The organism is Micromonospora sp. WMMA1996, from assembly GCF_002573675.1.
GTDB lineage: Bacteria > Actinomycetota > Actinomycetes > Mycobacteriales > Micromonosporaceae > Micromonospora > Micromonospora sediminicola.
Genome location: NZ_PDHU01000003.1, coordinates 72928 through 88977, shown reverse-complemented (window position 1 = coordinate 88977; position 16050 = coordinate 72928). Strand labels below are relative to the sequence as shown.

The window sequence follows — 16050 nt, the reverse complement described above, 5'->3', positions numbered from 1 at the left end:
ACGAGAATGGAATCGGTCACATCGCCAGCGAGGGCACGAACCGGGGTGTCCGGTGCGTTTCCGTGCCAGCAGGGTGACCTACGGTGATCAGACCCCCGGCAGGGCGAGCATCTGGTCCAGCGCCGTCCGGGCGTGTCGGGCGGTGTCGGGGTCGACGGTGATCTGGTTGACCACGCGGCCCGCGACCAGCTCCTCCAGCGCCCAGACCAGGTGCGGCAGGTCGATCCGGTTCATCGTCGAGCAGTAGCAGACCGCCCGGTCGAGGAACATGATCTGCTTGTCCGGGTGGGCCAGCGCGAGCCGGCGGACCAGGTTCAGCTCCGTGCCCACCGCCCACGCCGAGCCGGCCGGGGCCGCCTCGATCGTGGAGATGATGAACTCGGTCGAGCCCACCAGGTCGGCGGCGGTGACGACCTCGTGCCGGCACTCCGGGTGCACCAGCACGTTGACGCCGGGCACCCGGGCCCGCACGTCGTTCACGCTGTCGAGCGTGAAGCGGCCGTGCACCGAGCAGTGCCCGCGCCACAGGATCATCTTCGCGTCGCGCACCTGCTCCTGGGTCAGCCCGCCGCCCGGCTTGTGCGGGTCGTAGAGCACGCAGTCGTCCAGCGAGAACCCCATCTCCAGCACCGCCGTGTTGCGGCCCAGGTGCTGGTCGGGCAGGAACAGCACCTTGCGGCCCTGCTCGAACGCCCAGTCCAGGGCGCGCTTGGCGTTGGACGAGGTGCACACCACGCCGCCGTTGCGGCCGACGAAACCCTTGATGTCGGCCGAGGAGTTCATGTAGGTCACCGGGACCGTGTCGGCGGCGACACCCAGGTCGGTCAGCGTGTCCCAGGCGGCCTCGACCTGCGTCAGCACCGCCATGTCCGCCATCGAGCAGCCGGCGGCCAGGTCGGGCAGGATCACCTTCTGCGCCTCCGAGGTGAGGATGTCGGCGCTCTCGGCCATGAAGTGCACACCGCAGAAGACGATGTACTCCGCGTCGGGCCGGGCCGCGGCCTCCCGGGCCAGCTTGAACGAGTCGCCGGTCACGTCGGCGAACTGGATCACCTCGTCGCGCTGGTAGTGGTGGCCCAGCACGAACACCTTCGTGCCGAGCGCGGCCTTCGCCGCCGCCGCGCGGGCCACCAGGTCGGGGTCGCTCGGCGCGGGGAGGTCACCCGGACACTCCACGCCACGCTCGGTGGCGGGGTCGCTGCCGCGGCCGAGGAGCAGCAGCGCAGTGGCGGTGTTGGAGGGCTCAACCCAGGTCGAAGTCACGACCCCATGGTCCCACAGCCCGGCCGCCGCGCAGCCGCCGCCGATGTGGCCTGCCACACTGCTCGGCATGCGCGTGCTGATCTGCCCGGACAAGTTCGCCGGCACGCTGCCGGCCCCGGAGGTCGCCGCCGCGGTGGCCGAGGGCTGGCGGAGCGTCGCCCCCGACGACGAACTGCTGCTGCGACCCCTCGCCGACGGCGGGCCCGGGTTCGTCGCCGTGCTCGCCGAGGCGCTCGGGGGACGCCGGCTGCCAGTGCCCACGGTCGACCCGCTGGGCCGCCCGGCCGCCGGTGAGATCCTGCTCACCGACGACGGCGTGGCCTACCTGGAGAGCGCGCAGGCGTGCGGCCTGCACCTGCTGTCGCCCGCCGAGCGCGACCCGAAGGCCACCACCTCGTACGGGCTGGGCCTGCTCGTCGCCGCCGCGGTCGAGGCGGGCGCCCGGACCGTGGTGGTCGGGCTGGGCGGGTCGGCCACCAACGACGGGGGCGCCGGCATGCTCGTCCCGCTCGGCGTGACAGCGCTCGACGGGGCCGGCCGGGCCCTCCCGTACGGCGGTGCGGCGCTCGCGGCCGTGGCCGGGCTCGACGGCGCTCCCCGACTGCGCGGCGCGGCGCTGGTCGCCGCCACCGACGTGGACAACCCGCTGCTCGGGCTGCACGGCGCGAGCAGCGTCTTCGGGCCGCAGAAGGGCGCCACCCGGGCGGACGTGCTGCTGCTCGACGCCGCGCTGGAGCGCTGGGCCGACGTGCTGGTCGAGCGGCTGCCCGACTGCCCGTCCGGGCTCGGCGCGCTGCCCGGCGGCGGCGCGGCCGGCGGACTCGGCGCGGCGGTGCTGGCACTGGGCGGCCGGTGTGAGTCGGGCATCGGGCTGGTCACCCGGGCGGTCGACCTGGACAGCGCGCTGGACACCGCCGACCTGGTGGTCACCGGCGAGGGCTCGTTCGACCACCAGTCGCTGCGCGGCAAGGTGGTCGCCGGCGTGGCCGGCGCGGCTCGCGACCGCGGCGTGCCCTGCGTGGTGCTGGCGGGACGGGTGAGCACCGGCCGGCGGGAAGCCGCCGCGGCCGGCGTGACCGAGGCGCACAGCCTGGTCGAGCACTTCGGCGGCGAGGAGCGCGGGGGAGTGGCCGCGGCGATGGAGCGCCCGGCCGAGGGGCTGCGGGCGCTCGGGGCCCGCCTGGCCGGCCAGTGGAGCCGCTGAGCGCGTTCCGCTGGTCACGCCGCCGGGTGGTCACGCCGGCAGCGGCGTACGATCGGAGACGGACCACCGGGAATACTGGCGGACGTGCGGCGTTGGCCAGTACGTCCGGACCTCATACCGCGCAGGGAGACTTCCACGTGACCACGCCAGCGCAGACCGAGTCGACCGAGGCCACGCAGGCCCCCAGCACCGTCGTCCTCACCGACGTCGCGGCGCAGAAGGTCAAGGCCCTGATCGAGCAGGAGGGCCGCGACGACCTGCGGCTCCGGGTCGCCGTGCAGCCGGGTGGCTGCTCCGGCCTGCGGTACCAGCTCTTCTTCGACGAGCGGTCGCTCGACGGTGACGTCGTCACCGACTTCGGCGGTGTCGAGGTCGTCGTCGACCGGATGAGCGCCCCCTACCTGGCCGGCGCCACCATCGACTTCGCCGACCGGATCGACGCCCAGGGCTTCACCATCGACAACCCGAACGCCGGCAGCTCCTGCGCCTGCGGCGACTCCTTCAGCTGAGTCGGCGGGCCCTACTCGACCGGAAACGGCGGGACCACCCCGGACGGGGCGGTCCCGCCGTTTCGTCGTACCGGTGGGTGTCCGTGCGGTGACGTCCGGATGTGCGGGGAGCGACCGGTCGGCGGCCGACCGCCGTCCGGGCGACCGGACCGACCGGTAGGCTGACCGCGCCGTGCTCCCGACCACGAGGGTTGACATGAAGATCGCCGTGACCGGCTCGATCGCGACCGACCACCTGATGAGCTTCCCCGGCCGCTTCGCCGACCAGCTCATCGCCGACCAGCTCGACAAGGTCTCGCTGTCCTTCCTCGTCGACGAGCTGGTGCTGCGGCGCGGTGGCACCGCCGCCAACATCGCGTTCGGCATGGCCCAGCTCGGGCTGCGACCGGTGCTCCTCGGCGCCGTCGGCGCGGACTTCGCCGACTACCGCTCCTGGCTGGAGCGGCACGGCGTGGACTGCGACTCGGTGCACGTCAGCGAGGTGGCGCACACGGCCCGCTTCGTCTGCACCACCGACACCGACATGTGCCAGATCGCCTCCTTCTACGCCGGCGCGATGAGCGAGGCCCGCAACATCGAGCTGTCCCCGGTCGCGCAGCGGCTCGGCGGGCTGGACCTGGTGCTGGTCAGCGCCAACGACCCGGCCGCCATGATCCGGCACTCCGCCGAGTGCCGCGACCGCGGCTACTCCTTCGTCGCCGACCCGTCGCAGCAGCTCGCCCGGATGGACGGCGCGGACGTGCTCGGCCTGATCGACGGCGCCGACTACCTGATGACCAACGAGTACGAGCGGTCGCTGCTGCAGAGCAAGGCCGGTCTCACCGACGAGCAGCTGCTGGACCGGGTGAAGGTGCGGGTCACCACGCTGGGCAAGCAGGGCGTGGAGATCGCCGGCCGGGAGGTCGGCACCATCCGGGTGCCGATCGCGCGGGAGATCCAGGCGGTCGACCCGACCGGCGTCGGCGACGGCTTCCGGGCCGGCTTCTTCGCCGCGCTCGACTGGGGCGTCGGCCTGGAGCGCGCGGCCCAGGTCGGCTGCCTGCTGGCCACGCTCGTGCTGGAGAACTTCGGCGGCCAGGAGTACGAGGTCCGCCGGGACCTGTTCGTGAAGCGGCTCGCCGAGTCGTACGGCGACGCGGCCGCCGAGGACGTCCGGCCGCACCTGCTGTGACCGGCGTGGCGGGCCCGGCCGGCGGCGGGGTGGACCCGGGGGTCCGCGCCGGCGCCGGCGGCCCGCTGCTGGTCGCGTTCGCCGGGCTGCCCGGCGTGGGCAAGAGCACCCTGGCCACCCGGGTCGGCGCGGCGTTGCGCGCCCCGGTGCTGCCGGTCGACCCGGTCGAACGGGCGCTGGGCCGCTACGGCCTCACCGGCGACGTGTCCGGCATGGCCGCCTACGGCGCGGTCGCCGGGCTGGCCGAGGTGCAGCTCGGCCTGGGGTTCAGCGTGGTGGTCGACGCGGTGAACCCGGTCGCCAGCGCGCGCGGGCTCTGGCACGACCTGGCCGAGCGGGCCGGGGTGCCGCTGCGGGTGATCGAGGTGCACTGCGGCGACGAGGCGGAGCACCGCCGCCGGGTCGAGGCCCGGCCGCCCGAGGAGCACGTCACCTGGGAACAGACGCTGCGGCGCCGGGCCGAGTACGAGCCGCTGATCGGTCCGCGCCTGGTGGTCGACACCGCCGTGGCGGTCGACCCGCTTCCCGGCATCCTCGCCTACCTGGGCTGAGCTCCGACCGTCGCCGGCGTTAAAAGGGGCCCCCTGCTCTACCGGAGGCGTTAAGAAGGGGCCCCTCCTTACACCCGGACGTCGTAGGCGGGCCCGGCGTGCGGGTGGGCGGCGAGGAACTCGTGCCCCCGCATCCGGCACCACGCCGGGATGTCCACCGCGGCGGCCGGGTCGTCGGCGAGCACCCGGACCACCGCGCCGGCCGGCAACCCGGGCACCCGGCGAGCGAGATTGATCACCGGCAGCGGGCAGCGCTGCCCCCGACAGTCGAGCACCTCGTCCGGTTCGCTCACAGGTCGGTCACCCCCGCCTCGGCGCGCAGGGCCGCGACGATCCCGGGCAGCTCGGCGAGGAACCGCTCCACGTCCGCCTCGGTGGTCTCCCGGTGCAGCGACACCCGCACGTTGCCGTGCGACAGCACTCCCATCGCCTCCAGCACGTGTGACGGCCGCAACGTCGAGGACGTGCAGGACGAGCCGGAGGAGACCGCGAAGCCACGCCGGTCCAACGCGTGCAGCAGCGCCTCGCCGTCCACGTACAGGCAGGAGAACGTCACCAGGTGCGGTAACCGGTCCACCGGGTCGCCGACCACCTCCACGTCCGGCACCTCCGCCGCCACCCGGGTCCGGATCCGGTCCACCAGCGGCGCCAGCCGGGCCGCCTCGGCCGCCGCGTCGGCCGCCGCCGCGCGCAGGCTCGCCGCCGCGGCCACCACCGCCGGCAGGTTCACCACCCCCGGCGTACGCCCCGACTCCCGCTCGTCGGCCGGGTACGGCGACTCCCACCGGGTGCCCTTGCGCACCACCAGCAGCCCGACGCCGGGCGGGCCGCCCCACTTGTGCGCGCTGGCGGTCAGCACCGACCAGCCCGCCGGCAGCGGCGCCCGGCCGACCAGCTGCGCCGCGTCCACGTAGAGCGGCACCCCGGCCTCGGCGGACAGCTCGGCCGCGGCGGGCACCGGCTGCACGGTGCCCACCTCGTGGCTGGCCCCGATCAGCGCCGCGAGGGCCACGCCGGGCGCGGTCACCGCCGCCGCCCAGGCGTCCAGGTCCAGCCGGCCCAGCCGGTCCACGGGTACGGCCACCGCGTCGCCCCCACCGGCTGCATGCCGCTGCGCGGCGTGCAGCACCGCCGAGTGCTCGATCGCCGAGTGCACGAGCGTCGCCCCGGCCCGCCGCCGCCCGGCCAGGCCACCGAGTACGGCGGCGTGCGCCGCCGCCGTACCGCTGGGGGTGAAGGAGAGCTCGTCGGCGCGGACGCCGAGCGTCTGTGCGGCGGCCTCCCGGGCGGCGTCGAGGAGCTGGCGGGCCCGACGGGCCGGCGCGTAGAGCCGGGCCGGGTCGGCCCAGCCGTCGTCCAGGGCGGCCAGCATCGCCTGCCGCGCCACCGGGTGGAGCGGAGCGGCGCTGGCGGCGTCCAGGTAGACCGGGGAGGCGTCCATGACGTTCCACGCTATCGCTCGGGTACGCCCAAGATCCCCCCGATGGGGGCGGACAGTGACCCCAAGACGGTCAGGCCCGCCATGGTCGAGTAATCTGCGACCGTCGGTGACGCCTTTGCCGTCGGTGTCAAGAACACGGAATCGCCGCGGCGCGCTAGGGAGGCAGGACCAGGTGGTCGCAAGGAGTTCGGAGGTACGGCCGTCGGCCGTACGGCACAGCGCTTCCCCGGGGGCCGGTGGGCGCCGGCGGCGTGGTGCTGGTCGAATCGCCGGGCTCGGTCTCGGCGGAGCGGCGCTGCTGGTTCTGCTCACCGGCTGTGACGTCGGCAAGACGTTCGACGGCTTCGGCTGGCCGCAGGGCGGCATCACCCCCGAGTCGCACCGGATGTACGACCTGTGGATCGCGTCCTGCATCGCGGCGCTCGCGGTCGGCGTCTTCGTGTGGGGCCTGATCTTCTGGTGCGTGATCCGTTACCGCAAGCGCGGCAACGAGCTGCCGGTGCAGACCCGCTACAACCTGCCGATGGAGTTCCTCTACACCATCGCGCCGATCCTCGTGGTCTCCGTGCTCTTCTACTACACGGCGGTCGTGCAGACCGACGTCAACAAGGAGTCGAAGAACCCGGACGTCACCGTCGAGGTCGTCGCCTTCAAGTGGAACTGGCAGTTCAACTACCGCGACGGCCAGGGCCGCGACGCCAACACCGTCGCCTCGGTGCTGGGCACCAGCGAGGTCATCCCGGTGCTGGTGCTGCCGAGCGGCCGGTCGATCCGGTTCGAGGAGCAGAGCCGCGACGTCATCCACTCGTTCTGGGTGCCGGAGCTGCTGTTCAAGCGCGACGTGATGCCGGGCAACGTCCGCAACACGTTCGAGGTCTCCAGCATCGACCAGGAGGGCGCGTTCGTCGGCCGCTGCGCCGAGCTGTGCGGCAGCTACCACGCCTTCATGAACTTCGAGCTGCGGGTCGTCTCGCCGGAGAAGTACGAGCAGTTCCTGGCGGCCAAGAAGGGCGGCCAGTCGACCCAGGACGCGCTCAAGGCGATCGGCGAGCCCGAGTACGCCACCGAGACGAAGCCGTTCGACACCCGCCGCACCAAGGACAACTTCAACCCGTCCGACGCGACGGCCGGCGCGGGAAACTGAGGGGTTCGGCATGAAGACCGAGTGGAAGATCTTCCTGACCATCGCCACGTTCCTCCTCGGCGCGACCGTCCTCTACGGCGCCTGGACGTACGCCGACAGCGACGGTCACGTCGAGTGGGTCGGCACCGTGGCGCTGCTGCTCTCGTTCCTGCTCTGCGCGATGTGCGGCGGCTTCTTCTGGTTCGTCTCCCGCCGGATCGACCTGCGACCGGAGGACCGGGCCGACGGTGAGATCGCCGACGGCGCCGGTGAGATCGGCTTCTTCAGCCCGGGCAGCTACTGGCCGTTCGGCCTGGCCCTGGCCGCCGCGATCGCCGGCCTCGGGCTCGTGTTCTGGCAGTTCTGGCTGCTGGGCCTGGGCATGGTGGCGGTCGTCTTCGCCACCTGCGGGCTGCTCTTCGAGTACTACTCCGGCACCCGCCGCACCGCCGAGCACTGACCCCCGAACCACCAGTCAGGCCCGCCGCCCCTCCGGGGCAGCGGGCCTGACTGTTCCCCCCTCTGGCGCCGTCGACCATGAAGTTGGCGGCGCGATCCGCCCCTTTCATCCCGGCCAACTTCATGATCGACGGCTCTCCGTGGCGGGTGACGGCGGGTTGGTGTTCGCTGTGGACGACGGGTCGGCGAGGCCGGATCCGGGCGGTGGCGCCTGGTGCGGGATGGCCGGGTGGTCCTGCCCCTCTTGCGCTTGCCCCTCTCGCGCCCGCCTCGCGCTCGTCCAGCGCCGACTCTGGGCCGCCTGTCGGTCCGTCCGCTGCCTGCCCTGACCCACCTGTCTGAGGTTGATCAAGGAGTTTGTGTCGCCTGGGGCGTCGTCACCTGACGCCAACTCCTTGATCGCCGGGTGCTGGCGTGGAAGGAGAGTGGGTGGGGGATGGGTCGGGAGGTGGTGGGGCATGGCGGGCTGGTGCTGGATGGTGGCGCGGTGGGACAGGCTTGGGTGCCCTGCCTGCCGGGGGTCCGCTGTCGCCACCGGTCTGCCCGCCCGGCTCGGCTCAGGGCGGCCCGGCTCGGCCCTGCCCGGCTCGGCCCTGCCCGGCTCGGCCCTGCCCGGCTCGGCCCTGCCCGGCTCGGCCCTGCCCTCCCCGGCCCGGCCCGGACGGGCCGAGAGCGGCCTTGCCTGGCCCTGCCAGGCGCCCCGCTCAGTCCTGCCTACCCGGCGCCGTGGGGCAGTGGCCGAGGGCGGGGGCGCGGCCGGCTGGCGGGTGGGAGGGGCGTGACGTCGCGGCGCTGGTCGCCGCTGGCCGGCGGCGCGGACCTGTCGGTGGTGGCTCGTCCTCGCGAGGTCCGACCGGCGGACGAGAAGAAGATCGGCCTTGCGGCGGGGTGGGTCAGGCGGCGTGCCGGTGGGTGGCGCGTCGGGCCGGGCGGCGGGACGGGCGCAACGCGTGCGTGGCGATCAGGATCGCCGTGCCGCAGCCGGTGCAGATCAGCTCGGGGCAGTCGACGCCGTGCCCGTCGCCGCAGGGCGGCGCCTCGAACAGCACGACGCCCTCACAGGTGTCGCAGGGCAACTCGCGGGCGGACACGGGCGTCTCCTCTCGGTCCGGTGCCGGTCGAAGCGGGGAAGCCATCGCCCGAAAACGGAAAATTACTCCCGTGTAGCTTGGCACGCGGGTATGACAGACACCCGTTCAGGCGGTGCGGGCGACCTCCAGCCAGCGGTCCAACGCGGCAGCGGCGGAGCCCGAGTCCACCGACTCGGCGGCCCGGACCAGGTTGGCCCGCAGCGCCTCGTGCAGGTCGCCGTCGAGCGGGCCCTGGGTGGACAGCGCGACCGCGGCGTTCACCAGCACCGCGTCCCGCACCGGGCCGGTCTCGCCGGCCAGCAGCCGCCGGACCACGTCGGCGTTGTAGACGGCGTCTCCGCCCCGCAGGTCGGCCAGGGTGGCCCGGGGCACCCCGAGTTCCGCGGCGTCCAGCAGGGCCTCCCTGACGGCGCCCTGCTGGGCCACCCAGACCCGGGTCGGCGCGCCGGTGCTGAACTCGTCCAGCCCGTCCTCACCGCGGACCACGATCGCCGAGTCGCCCCGGGCGGCGAAGACGGCCGCCATCACCGGCGCCATCCGCCGGTCGAAGCAGCCGACCGCGCCCGCGCGCGGGCGCGCCGGGTTGGTCAGCGGGCCGAGGAAGTTGAACGCGGTGGGTACGCCGATCTCCCGCCGGACCGGACCGGTGTGGCGCATGCCGGGGTGGAACCGGGCGGCGAAGCAGAAGCCGATGCCGGCCTCGGTGACGCAGCGCGCCACCTGCTCCGGTTCCAGGTCCAGCGGCACGCCGAGCTGCTCCAGCACGTCGGCCGTGCCGCACGAGGAGGAGGCGGCCCGGTTGCCGTGCTTGACCACCCGGACCCCGGCGCCGGCGACCACGAGGGCGGCCATGGTGGAGATGTTGACCGTGTGGGCCAGGTCCCCGCCGGTGCCCACCACGTCCAGCGCGGTGGCGCGCACCTCTTCGGGCAGGCGTACCGGCACGGCCCGGGTGAGCATCGTCTCGACCAGGCCACCCAGCTCGGCCGGGGTCTCACCCTTGGTGCGCAGCGCCACGGCGAACCCGGCGATCTGCGCCGGGGTGGCCGAGCCGGCCATGATCTCGCCCATCGCCCAGGCGGTGTCGGCGGTGGAGAGCTCCTCGCCGCGCAGCAGCGCGTTGAGCAGAAGCGGCCAGGTCCGTTCGCCCATGGCGGGCCTCCCGAGCGGCGTGAGTGAAGCGGTTGGGGGCGCGCGCCACGGCCGCGTCGCCGTGGCGCCGCGGGGTGGATCAGGCCGCGGCGTGGGTGCGGCGCAGCAGCTCGACCACGGTGCTGCCGGCGGTGACCGGGTCGAGCGGGTGGGTCAGCGTGGCGTCGACCTCGGCGTACGCGGCCAGCCAGCGGTCGGCGGCGCGGGCCAGCACCACGCAGGTCGGCGGCGCGTCGTCGCGGTCGTCCTTGATCTGGCGGGCGATGCCGATGCCGCCGCCCGGGCTCGCCTCGCCGTCGAGCAGCAGCAGGTCGATCTCGTAGTCGTCGACCAGCCGGACGCAGCCGGCGTAGTCGTCGGCCTCGACGAACTCGATCTCGATGCCGGGCGCCGGCCGGGTGCCGACGGCGAGCCGCATCCGGTCCCGGACCTTCGGGTCGTCGCTGTAGAGCAGGACGGTGCAAAGACGATCGCTCATCGTGACGTGGCTCCCACCTCGTAGCTGCCCGCTGATCGTAGCGGGCGTCACATTCGACCCGACGCCCCGCCCGGGCGGGACTCAGGCGCTGGCCTCCGCGGCCTTCTGGCGGGCCTCCTGGCGGTCCAGTTCCCGGTCCAGCCGGCGGGCCTCGCGCTCGGACTGCTTGATCCACTGGACCACCAGCACGGCCAGCATGGTGACGCTGACGAACTCACCGCCGGCCCAGAGCACGCCGCCGGCGACCACCTGGTCCTCCCAGGGGTCGGACCAGGACAGGTTCAGCGACGGGTACCAGTCGCCGCCGAACAGCGTGGTGCTCTGCATGATGGTGAGCCCGAGCACGGTGTGGAACGGCACGGAGAGCACCATGAGCAGCGCCCGGGCCGGGTAGGGCCAGCGGCCGGGCAGCGGGTCCAGGCCGAGCAACGGCCAGAAGAAGACGCACCCGGTGGCGATGAAATGCGCGTGCACCAGCTCGTGCGCCCACTCGTGCCGCAGCGTGAACTCGTAGAGGTCGGTGAAGTAGAGCGCGAACGGGTTCACCACGAAGATGGTGAACGCCACCAGCGGGAAGCTGTAGATCCGGGCGATTCGGCTGTGCACGATCGCCAGCAGCCGCTTGCGGGGCCGCACCGGCAGCGTGCGCAGCGCCAGCGTCACCGGGGCGCCGAGGGCCAGGAAGATCGGCGCGATCATCGACAGCACCATGTGCTGCACCATGTGCACCGAGAGCAGGGCGGTGTCGTACGCGCCGAGGCCGGTGAGCGTGACGAGCGCGATGCCGCCGAGGCCGGGGCCGAGGAACGCCACCGTGCGGATGACCGGCCAGCGGTCGCCGCGCAGCCGCAACCGGTGCACCCCGTAGAGGTAGAGGCCGGCGGCGAGCACCAGGCCCAGGGTGAGCCAGCTGTCCAGCCGGGTCTCGGTGAGCACCCGGGCGACGTCGAACGGCGGCGGGGCGGCCTCGCCTCCCGCCGCGAGCGTCGCCGGAGCCGCCGAGGTGACGGCGAGGATCTGATCGACGTGCAGCACGCTTTTCAGGGTAGGTCAGGCGAAGCGGACGACCACGATCGGGCCACTGCGGGCACCGGTTTGCCACCCCGCTGATCGTCGGTCCCGGTCAAGGGCAATAATGACCGCGTGACTGCGGCCCCAGCCATTGACAAGAGCCGGATCCACTCCCTGACGCGTCCCAACATGGTCAGCGTCGGGACGATCGTGTGGCTCTCCAGCGAACTCATGTTCTTCGCGGCGCTGTTCGCGATGTACTTCTCGATCCGCGCGGCGGCGCCGGAGCTGTGGGAGAAGCACACCGAGGCCCTCGACGTGCCCTACGCGACCACCTTCACGGTGATCCTGGTGCTCTCCTCGGTGACCTGCCAGCTCGGTGTCTTCGCGGCCGAGAAGGGCGACGTCCACGCCCTGCGTCGGTGGTTCACGATCACCTTCGTGATGGGCCTGATCTTCGTGCTCGGCCAGCTGAACGAGTACCGCCACCTGGTGCACGAGGGCGTCAAGATCAACGAAGACGGTTACGGGTCGATGTTCTACCTCACCACCGGCTTCCACGGTCTGCACGTGACCGGCGGTCTGGTCGCCTTCATCATCTTCATGATCCGCACCACCATGGGTCGGTTCACTCCGGCCCAGGCGACCTCGGCGATCGTCGTGTCCTACTACTGGCACTTCGTCGACGTCGTGTGGATCGGGCTCTACGCCATGATCTACTGGCTTCAGTGATCTTGGCGCGTCACGAACCGCGCCGCTGCTCCGTCCCCTGAGACAAGGTCCAACCGGTTAAGGACACAGGTCATGACTTCTGACAACGACCGCCGACGCGGTCTGCTCGCGCGGCTGCGCGGGCGGCCCGTAGCGCGCAGCAGGGGCCGCCGCCGGCTGGGCGCCGCGGTCCGGCTGGCCGCCGCGCTGATGCTGGCCGGCGGCGCCTACACCGTCTTCGCCCCGGGCGTGCAGGCGCAGGACAACCCGCCGCTGAGCGCCGCCGGCAACGAGGGCAAGGCGCTGTTCGACGTGAGCTGTGTGACCTGTCACGGTCGCAACGCCCAGGGCGTCGAGGGACGGGGTCCGAGCCTGATCGGCGTCGGATCGGCCTCGGTGGAGTTCCAGGTCAGCAGCGGCCGCATGCCGATGGCCCGGCAGGAGGCCCAGGCGATGCGCAAGCCGCCGGTCTTCACCGACGAGCAGGTGCGCCAGCTGGGCCAGTACATCCAGGAGCTGGGCGGTGGCCCGCAGGTGCCGTCGGGCAACCTGCGTGAGGGCGCCAACATGTCCACCGGTGGCGAGCTGTTCCGGATCAACTGCTCGCAGTGCCACGCCTTCGGCGGTGGCGGCGGCGCGCTCTCCTCCGGCAAGTACGCCCCGAGCCTGAAGCCGGCCAGCGACCGGCAGATCTACGCCGCCATGCTGAGCGGCCCGCAGAACATGCCGGTGTTCGGCGACAACCAGATCACTCCGCAGGAGAAGGCGGACATCATCGCCTACATCCAGGAGACCCTCAAGCACGACCAGGACCAGGGCGGTTTCAACCTGGGCCGGTACGGCCCGTCGACCGAGGGTCTGGCGATCTTCCTGGTCGGCATAGTCGCGCTGGTCTTCGCGAGCCTGTGGATTGCGGGCAAGTCGTGACCCGGCCGAACATCTGTATCATTGCCCTGGTGCCGGCCACCGGCGCCACGCGTAGCGAGGTGACGGCATGAGCACCCACACCGAGCACCAGGCCCAGTCGGGCCCGGAGCCGCTCGACGTGAACGACCCCCGGCTCTCCCGGTTCGACATCGTGCAGGAAGGCGCCCGGCGCGACGACATCGAGATCGTCCACTACGAGGCGCAGGTGGTCCCGGGCAGCAAGGCCGAGCGCCGGCTGACCCGCACGGTCGCCATGATGTTCCTGCTGACCGGCGCCTTCGCCACCGCCTTCCTGGCGATCTACATCTGGTGGCCGTGGCAGTGGGAGGCCGGTCGGGGCGGCGACAAGCTCTACACCCCGCTGCTCGGGCTGACCCTGGGCCTGGCGCTCCTCGGCGTCGGCTTCGGCATCCTGACCTGGGGCAAGAAGCTGCTGCCCAAGGAGGTCTCGATCCAGGACCGGCACGACCAGGTAAACAACCCGGAGGATCGCAAGATCACCGGTGAGACCATGCTCTACCTGGCCGACGAGCTCGGGGTGAAGCGCCGTCCGCTGCTCGGCATCTCGCTGCTCGCCGGTCTCGCGCCGGTCGGCGCGGTGATCGCGGCTCCGCTGGTCGGTGGTCTGATCCAGCAGCCGCACAAGAACAACCAGATGTTCACCACCGGCTTCCAGCCGGCCGAGGGCGGCGAGAAGATCCGGCTGATCCGCGAGGACGGCCGCCCGATCCGCCCCGCGGACGTCAGCGTCGGCGGTCAGCTCACCGTGTTCCCCGGCATCGAGGGTGGCGTCAGCAACAAGCACGCCGACTCGCCGACCCTGCTCATCCACCTGCGCGAGGACGACGCGCAGAAGTCGCGCGAGGCGAACGAGCGCAAGGGTCGCGGCGACTACATGTGGGGCAACTACGTCGCGTTCTCCAAGATCTGCACGCACGCCGGCTGCCCGGCCAGCCTCTACGAGCAGCAGACCAACCGGCTGCTCTGCCCCTGCCACCAGTCGCAGTTCCTCATCACCGACAACGCCAAGCCGATCTTCGGCCCGGCGAACCGGCCGCTGCCGCAGCTGCCGATCGAGGTGGACGAGGAGGGCTTCTTCGTGGCGAGGTCCGACTACACCGAGACCATCGGTCCCGACTTCTGGGAGCGGCCATGAAGCGCCGAAAGTTCGATCGGGCCGCGCTGCCGGCCAAGACCGCCGGGGCGGTTGACGACCGCTTCCAGGTCGCCACGCCGCTGCGCAAGCTGCTGAACAAGGTCTTCCCCGACCACTGGTCGTTCCTGCTCGGCGAGATCGCGCTCTTCTCGTTCGTGGTCCTGCTGCTGACCGGTGTGTTCCTGACCTTCTTCTACGAGCCGGCGATGACCGAGGTGGTATACGACGGCAGCTACGCCCCGCTGCGTGGCACCCCGATGTCGGCCGCGTACGCCTCCAGCCTGGACCTCTCGTTCGACGTCCGCGGCGGCCTGATCATGCGGCAGATGCACCACTGGGCGGCCCTGCTGTTCATGGCCGCGATCGTGGTGCACATGCTCCGGGTCTTCTTCACCGGCGCGTTCCGCAAGCCGCGTGAGACCAACTGGATCATCGGCTCGCTGCTGTTCTGGGTCGGCTTCCTGGCCGGCTTCACCGGCTACTCGCTGCCGGACGACGGCCTGTCCGGCACCGGTCTGCGGATCGCCTCCGGCATCATCCTGTCGATCCCGGTGATCGGTTCCTGGGTCAGCTCGTCGATCTTCGGCGGGGAGTTCCCCGGCACCATCATCATCAGCCGCTTCTTCATCGCCCACGTGCTGCTCATCCCGGGCCTGCTGGTGGCGCTGATCAGCGTGCACCTGGGCCTGGTGTTCAAGCAGAAGCACACCCAGTGGCCCGGCCCCGGCCGGACCAACGAGAACGTGGTCGGCGAGCGGATGTTCCCGCGCTACGCGCTCAAGCAGGGCGGCTTCTTCATGGTCGTCTTCGGCGTGATCGCGCTGATGGGTGGCCTCTTCCAGATCAACCCGATCTGGTACTTCGGCCCGTACGAGGCGTGGGTCGTCTCGGCGGCCAGCCAGCCCGACTGGTACGTCATGTTCCTCGACGGCTCGACCCGACTCATGCCGGGCTGGGAGATCAGCATCCCGATCGGCGACGGATACGTCATCCCGCCGCTGTTCTGGCCGACGGTCGTGCTCCCGGGCATCCTGGTGGGCCTGTCGACGATGTACCCGTTCCTGGAGGCACGCCGCCTCAAGGACTACAAGCACCACAACCTGCTCCAGCGGCCCCGGGACGTTCCGGCCCGGACCGCGGTGGGCGCCATGGCCGTCGCCTTCTACATCGTGCTGACGCTCTCCGGCGGCAACGACGTGATCGCCGACAAGTTCCACATCAGCTTGAACGCGATGACCTGGGCCGGCCGGATCGGTCTGCTGGTCGTCCCGCCGCTGGCCTACTACATCACCTACCGGATCTGCCTGGGTCTCCAGCAGCACGACCGGGAGGTGCTGGCCCACGGCGTGGAGACCGGCATCATCCGACGCCTGCCGGACGGCCGGTTCGTCGAGGTCCACCAGCCGCTGACCTCGGCGGACGGCCACGACGGTCACGCGCCGGCGCTGGACTACGTCGGCTGGGTGGTGCCGAAGAAGATGAACCGGCTGGGCGCCCTCGGGCCCGCCATCCGGGGCTTCTTCTACCCGATCGAGAAGCCGGCCGAGGCGCCGGTCTCGCCGGGCCACCCGCCGGTCGAGCCCCGACCGGAGCGGGAGGAGATCAGCAGCGGCGAGAGCCGTCGCTGACCCCGTCGCGTACGACTGACCGTGGCGCCCGCCGGACCATCCGGCGGGCGCCACGGCCGTTTCCGGCACTGTCGTCCGGTTGTGCCCGCCGGACGCCCGGCGGCCCCGCGCCGGTGCCCCGCCGCCCCCCGACACGGACGGGTGGAATCGCAGGAATAACCCCGGTCAGCCGGGT

At 72.2% G+C, this 16050-nt stretch carries 17 protein-coding genes; 10 read left to right on the top strand and 7 right to left on the bottom strand.

All coding sequences use genetic code 11. The features are described 5' to 3' along the window. Positions 1-87: 87 nt before the first annotated feature. Entirely contained in the window at positions 88-1263 is a 1176-nt protein-coding gene (gene nadA / locus COO58_RS20035; protein WP_098747315.1) for a quinolinate synthase NadA, read from the bottom strand. A gap of 43 nt (positions 1264-1306) precedes the next feature. Here nadA and COO58_RS20030 point away from each other — a divergent pair, with 43 nt between their 5' ends. The 4 genes from COO58_RS20030 (at position 1307) to COO58_RS20015 (ending at position 4698) form a co-directional block, all read left to right on the top strand. Continuing rightward, positions 1307-2467: a glycerate kinase gene (locus tag COO58_RS20030; RefSeq protein ID WP_176558917.1), complete on the top strand. Its 1161-nt coding sequence runs from the start codon at positions 1307-1309 to the stop codon at positions 2465-2467. A gap of 137 nt (positions 2468-2604) precedes the next feature. After that, the gene (erpA, locus tag COO58_RS20025) at positions 2605-2976 is read left to right on the top strand and encodes an iron-sulfur cluster insertion protein ErpA (RefSeq protein ID WP_098746724.1); all 372 of its coding nucleotides are present in this window, start codon (positions 2605-2607) and stop codon (positions 2974-2976) included. Between the two features lie 196 nt (positions 2977-3172). Next, complete coding sequence (locus COO58_RS20020; protein WP_091573195.1) at positions 3173-4147, top strand: carbohydrate kinase family protein; 975 nt, start codon at positions 3173-3175, stop codon at positions 4145-4147. 5 nt (positions 4148-4152) lie between these two features. Beyond that, positions 4153-4698, top strand: coding sequence for an ATP-binding protein (locus COO58_RS20015; protein ID WP_255292725.1), 546 nt, complete (start codon positions 4153-4155; stop codon positions 4696-4698). Between the two features lie 68 nt (positions 4699-4766). On the opposite strand, the gene COO58_RS20010 is transcribed toward COO58_RS20015, so the two are convergent. Further along, positions 4767-4991, bottom strand: a complete 225-nt coding sequence (locus tag COO58_RS20010; RefSeq protein ID WP_091573197.1) for a sulfurtransferase TusA family protein — start codon at positions 4989-4991, stop codon at positions 4767-4769. Further along, positions 4988-6139, bottom strand: coding sequence for a cysteine desulfurase family protein (locus COO58_RS20005; protein ID WP_091573198.1), 1152 nt, complete (start codon positions 6137-6139; stop codon positions 4988-4990). Before COO58_RS20005 ends, COO58_RS20010 begins: the two co-directional genes overlap by 4 nt. Positions 6140-6311: 172 nt before the next feature. On the opposite strand from COO58_RS20005, the gene coxB reads away from it, so the two are divergent. Together coxB and COO58_RS19995 are read left to right on the top strand one after the other, a co-directional pair. Then, positions 6312-7283, top strand: a complete 972-nt coding sequence (gene coxB / locus COO58_RS20000; RefSeq protein WP_091573199.1) for a cytochrome c oxidase subunit II — start codon at positions 6312-6314, stop codon at positions 7281-7283. Positions 7284-7293: 10 nt separating this feature from the next. Then, the gene (locus COO58_RS19995) at positions 7294-7722 is read left to right on the top strand and encodes a cytochrome c oxidase subunit 4 (protein WP_091573200.1); all 429 of its coding nucleotides are present in this window, start codon (positions 7294-7296) and stop codon (positions 7720-7722) included. Positions 7723-8614: 892 nt separating this feature from the next. Here COO58_RS19995 and COO58_RS19990 read toward each other — a convergent pair. The 4 genes from COO58_RS19990 to COO58_RS19975 form a co-directional block, all read right to left on the bottom strand. Further along, positions 8615-8812 (bottom strand): hypothetical protein, encoded by a 198-nt coding sequence (locus COO58_RS19990; protein WP_091573201.1) that lies wholly within the window; start codon positions 8810-8812, stop codon positions 8615-8617. A 105-nt stretch (positions 8813-8917) separates the two neighbouring features. Beyond that, entirely contained in the window at positions 8918-9964 is a 1047-nt protein-coding gene (gene trpD / locus COO58_RS19985; protein WP_091573202.1) for an anthranilate phosphoribosyltransferase, read from the bottom strand. A gap of 79 nt (positions 9965-10043) precedes the next feature. Continuing rightward, positions 10044-10442 carry a hypothetical protein gene (locus COO58_RS19980; protein WP_091573203.1) on the bottom strand — a complete coding sequence of 133 codons (399 nt, stop codon included), beginning with the start codon at positions 10440-10442 and terminating at the stop codon, positions 10044-10046. Positions 10443-10523: 81 nt separating this feature from the next. Continuing rightward, entirely contained in the window at positions 10524-11477 is a 954-nt protein-coding gene (locus COO58_RS19975; protein ID WP_098746721.1) for a cytochrome c oxidase assembly protein, read from the bottom strand. A 108-nt stretch (positions 11478-11585) separates the two neighbouring features. Here COO58_RS19975 and COO58_RS19970 point away from each other — a divergent pair, with 108 nt between their 5' ends. The 4 genes from COO58_RS19970 (at position 11586) to COO58_RS19955 (ending at position 15875) form a co-directional block, all read left to right on the top strand. Then, complete coding sequence (locus COO58_RS19970; RefSeq protein WP_091573205.1) at positions 11586-12185, top strand: heme-copper oxidase subunit III; 600 nt, start codon at positions 11586-11588, stop codon at positions 12183-12185. 72 nt (positions 12186-12257) lie between these two features. Next, positions 12258-13091 (top strand): cytochrome c, encoded by an 834-nt coding sequence (locus COO58_RS19965; protein ID WP_091573206.1) that lies wholly within the window; start codon positions 12258-12260, stop codon positions 13089-13091. A gap of 67 nt (positions 13092-13158) precedes the next feature. Then, a complete protein-coding gene (locus tag COO58_RS19960) occupies positions 13159-14247 on the top strand; it encodes a ubiquinol-cytochrome c reductase iron-sulfur subunit (protein WP_091573207.1) in 1089 nt (362 codons plus the stop codon). Next, positions 14244-15875, top strand: coding sequence for a cytochrome b N-terminal domain-containing protein (locus COO58_RS19955; RefSeq protein WP_091573208.1), 1632 nt, complete (start codon positions 14244-14246; stop codon positions 15873-15875). The genes COO58_RS19960 and COO58_RS19955 overlap by 4 nt, the downstream gene beginning before the upstream one ends. Positions 15876-16050: the final 175 nt, after the last annotated feature.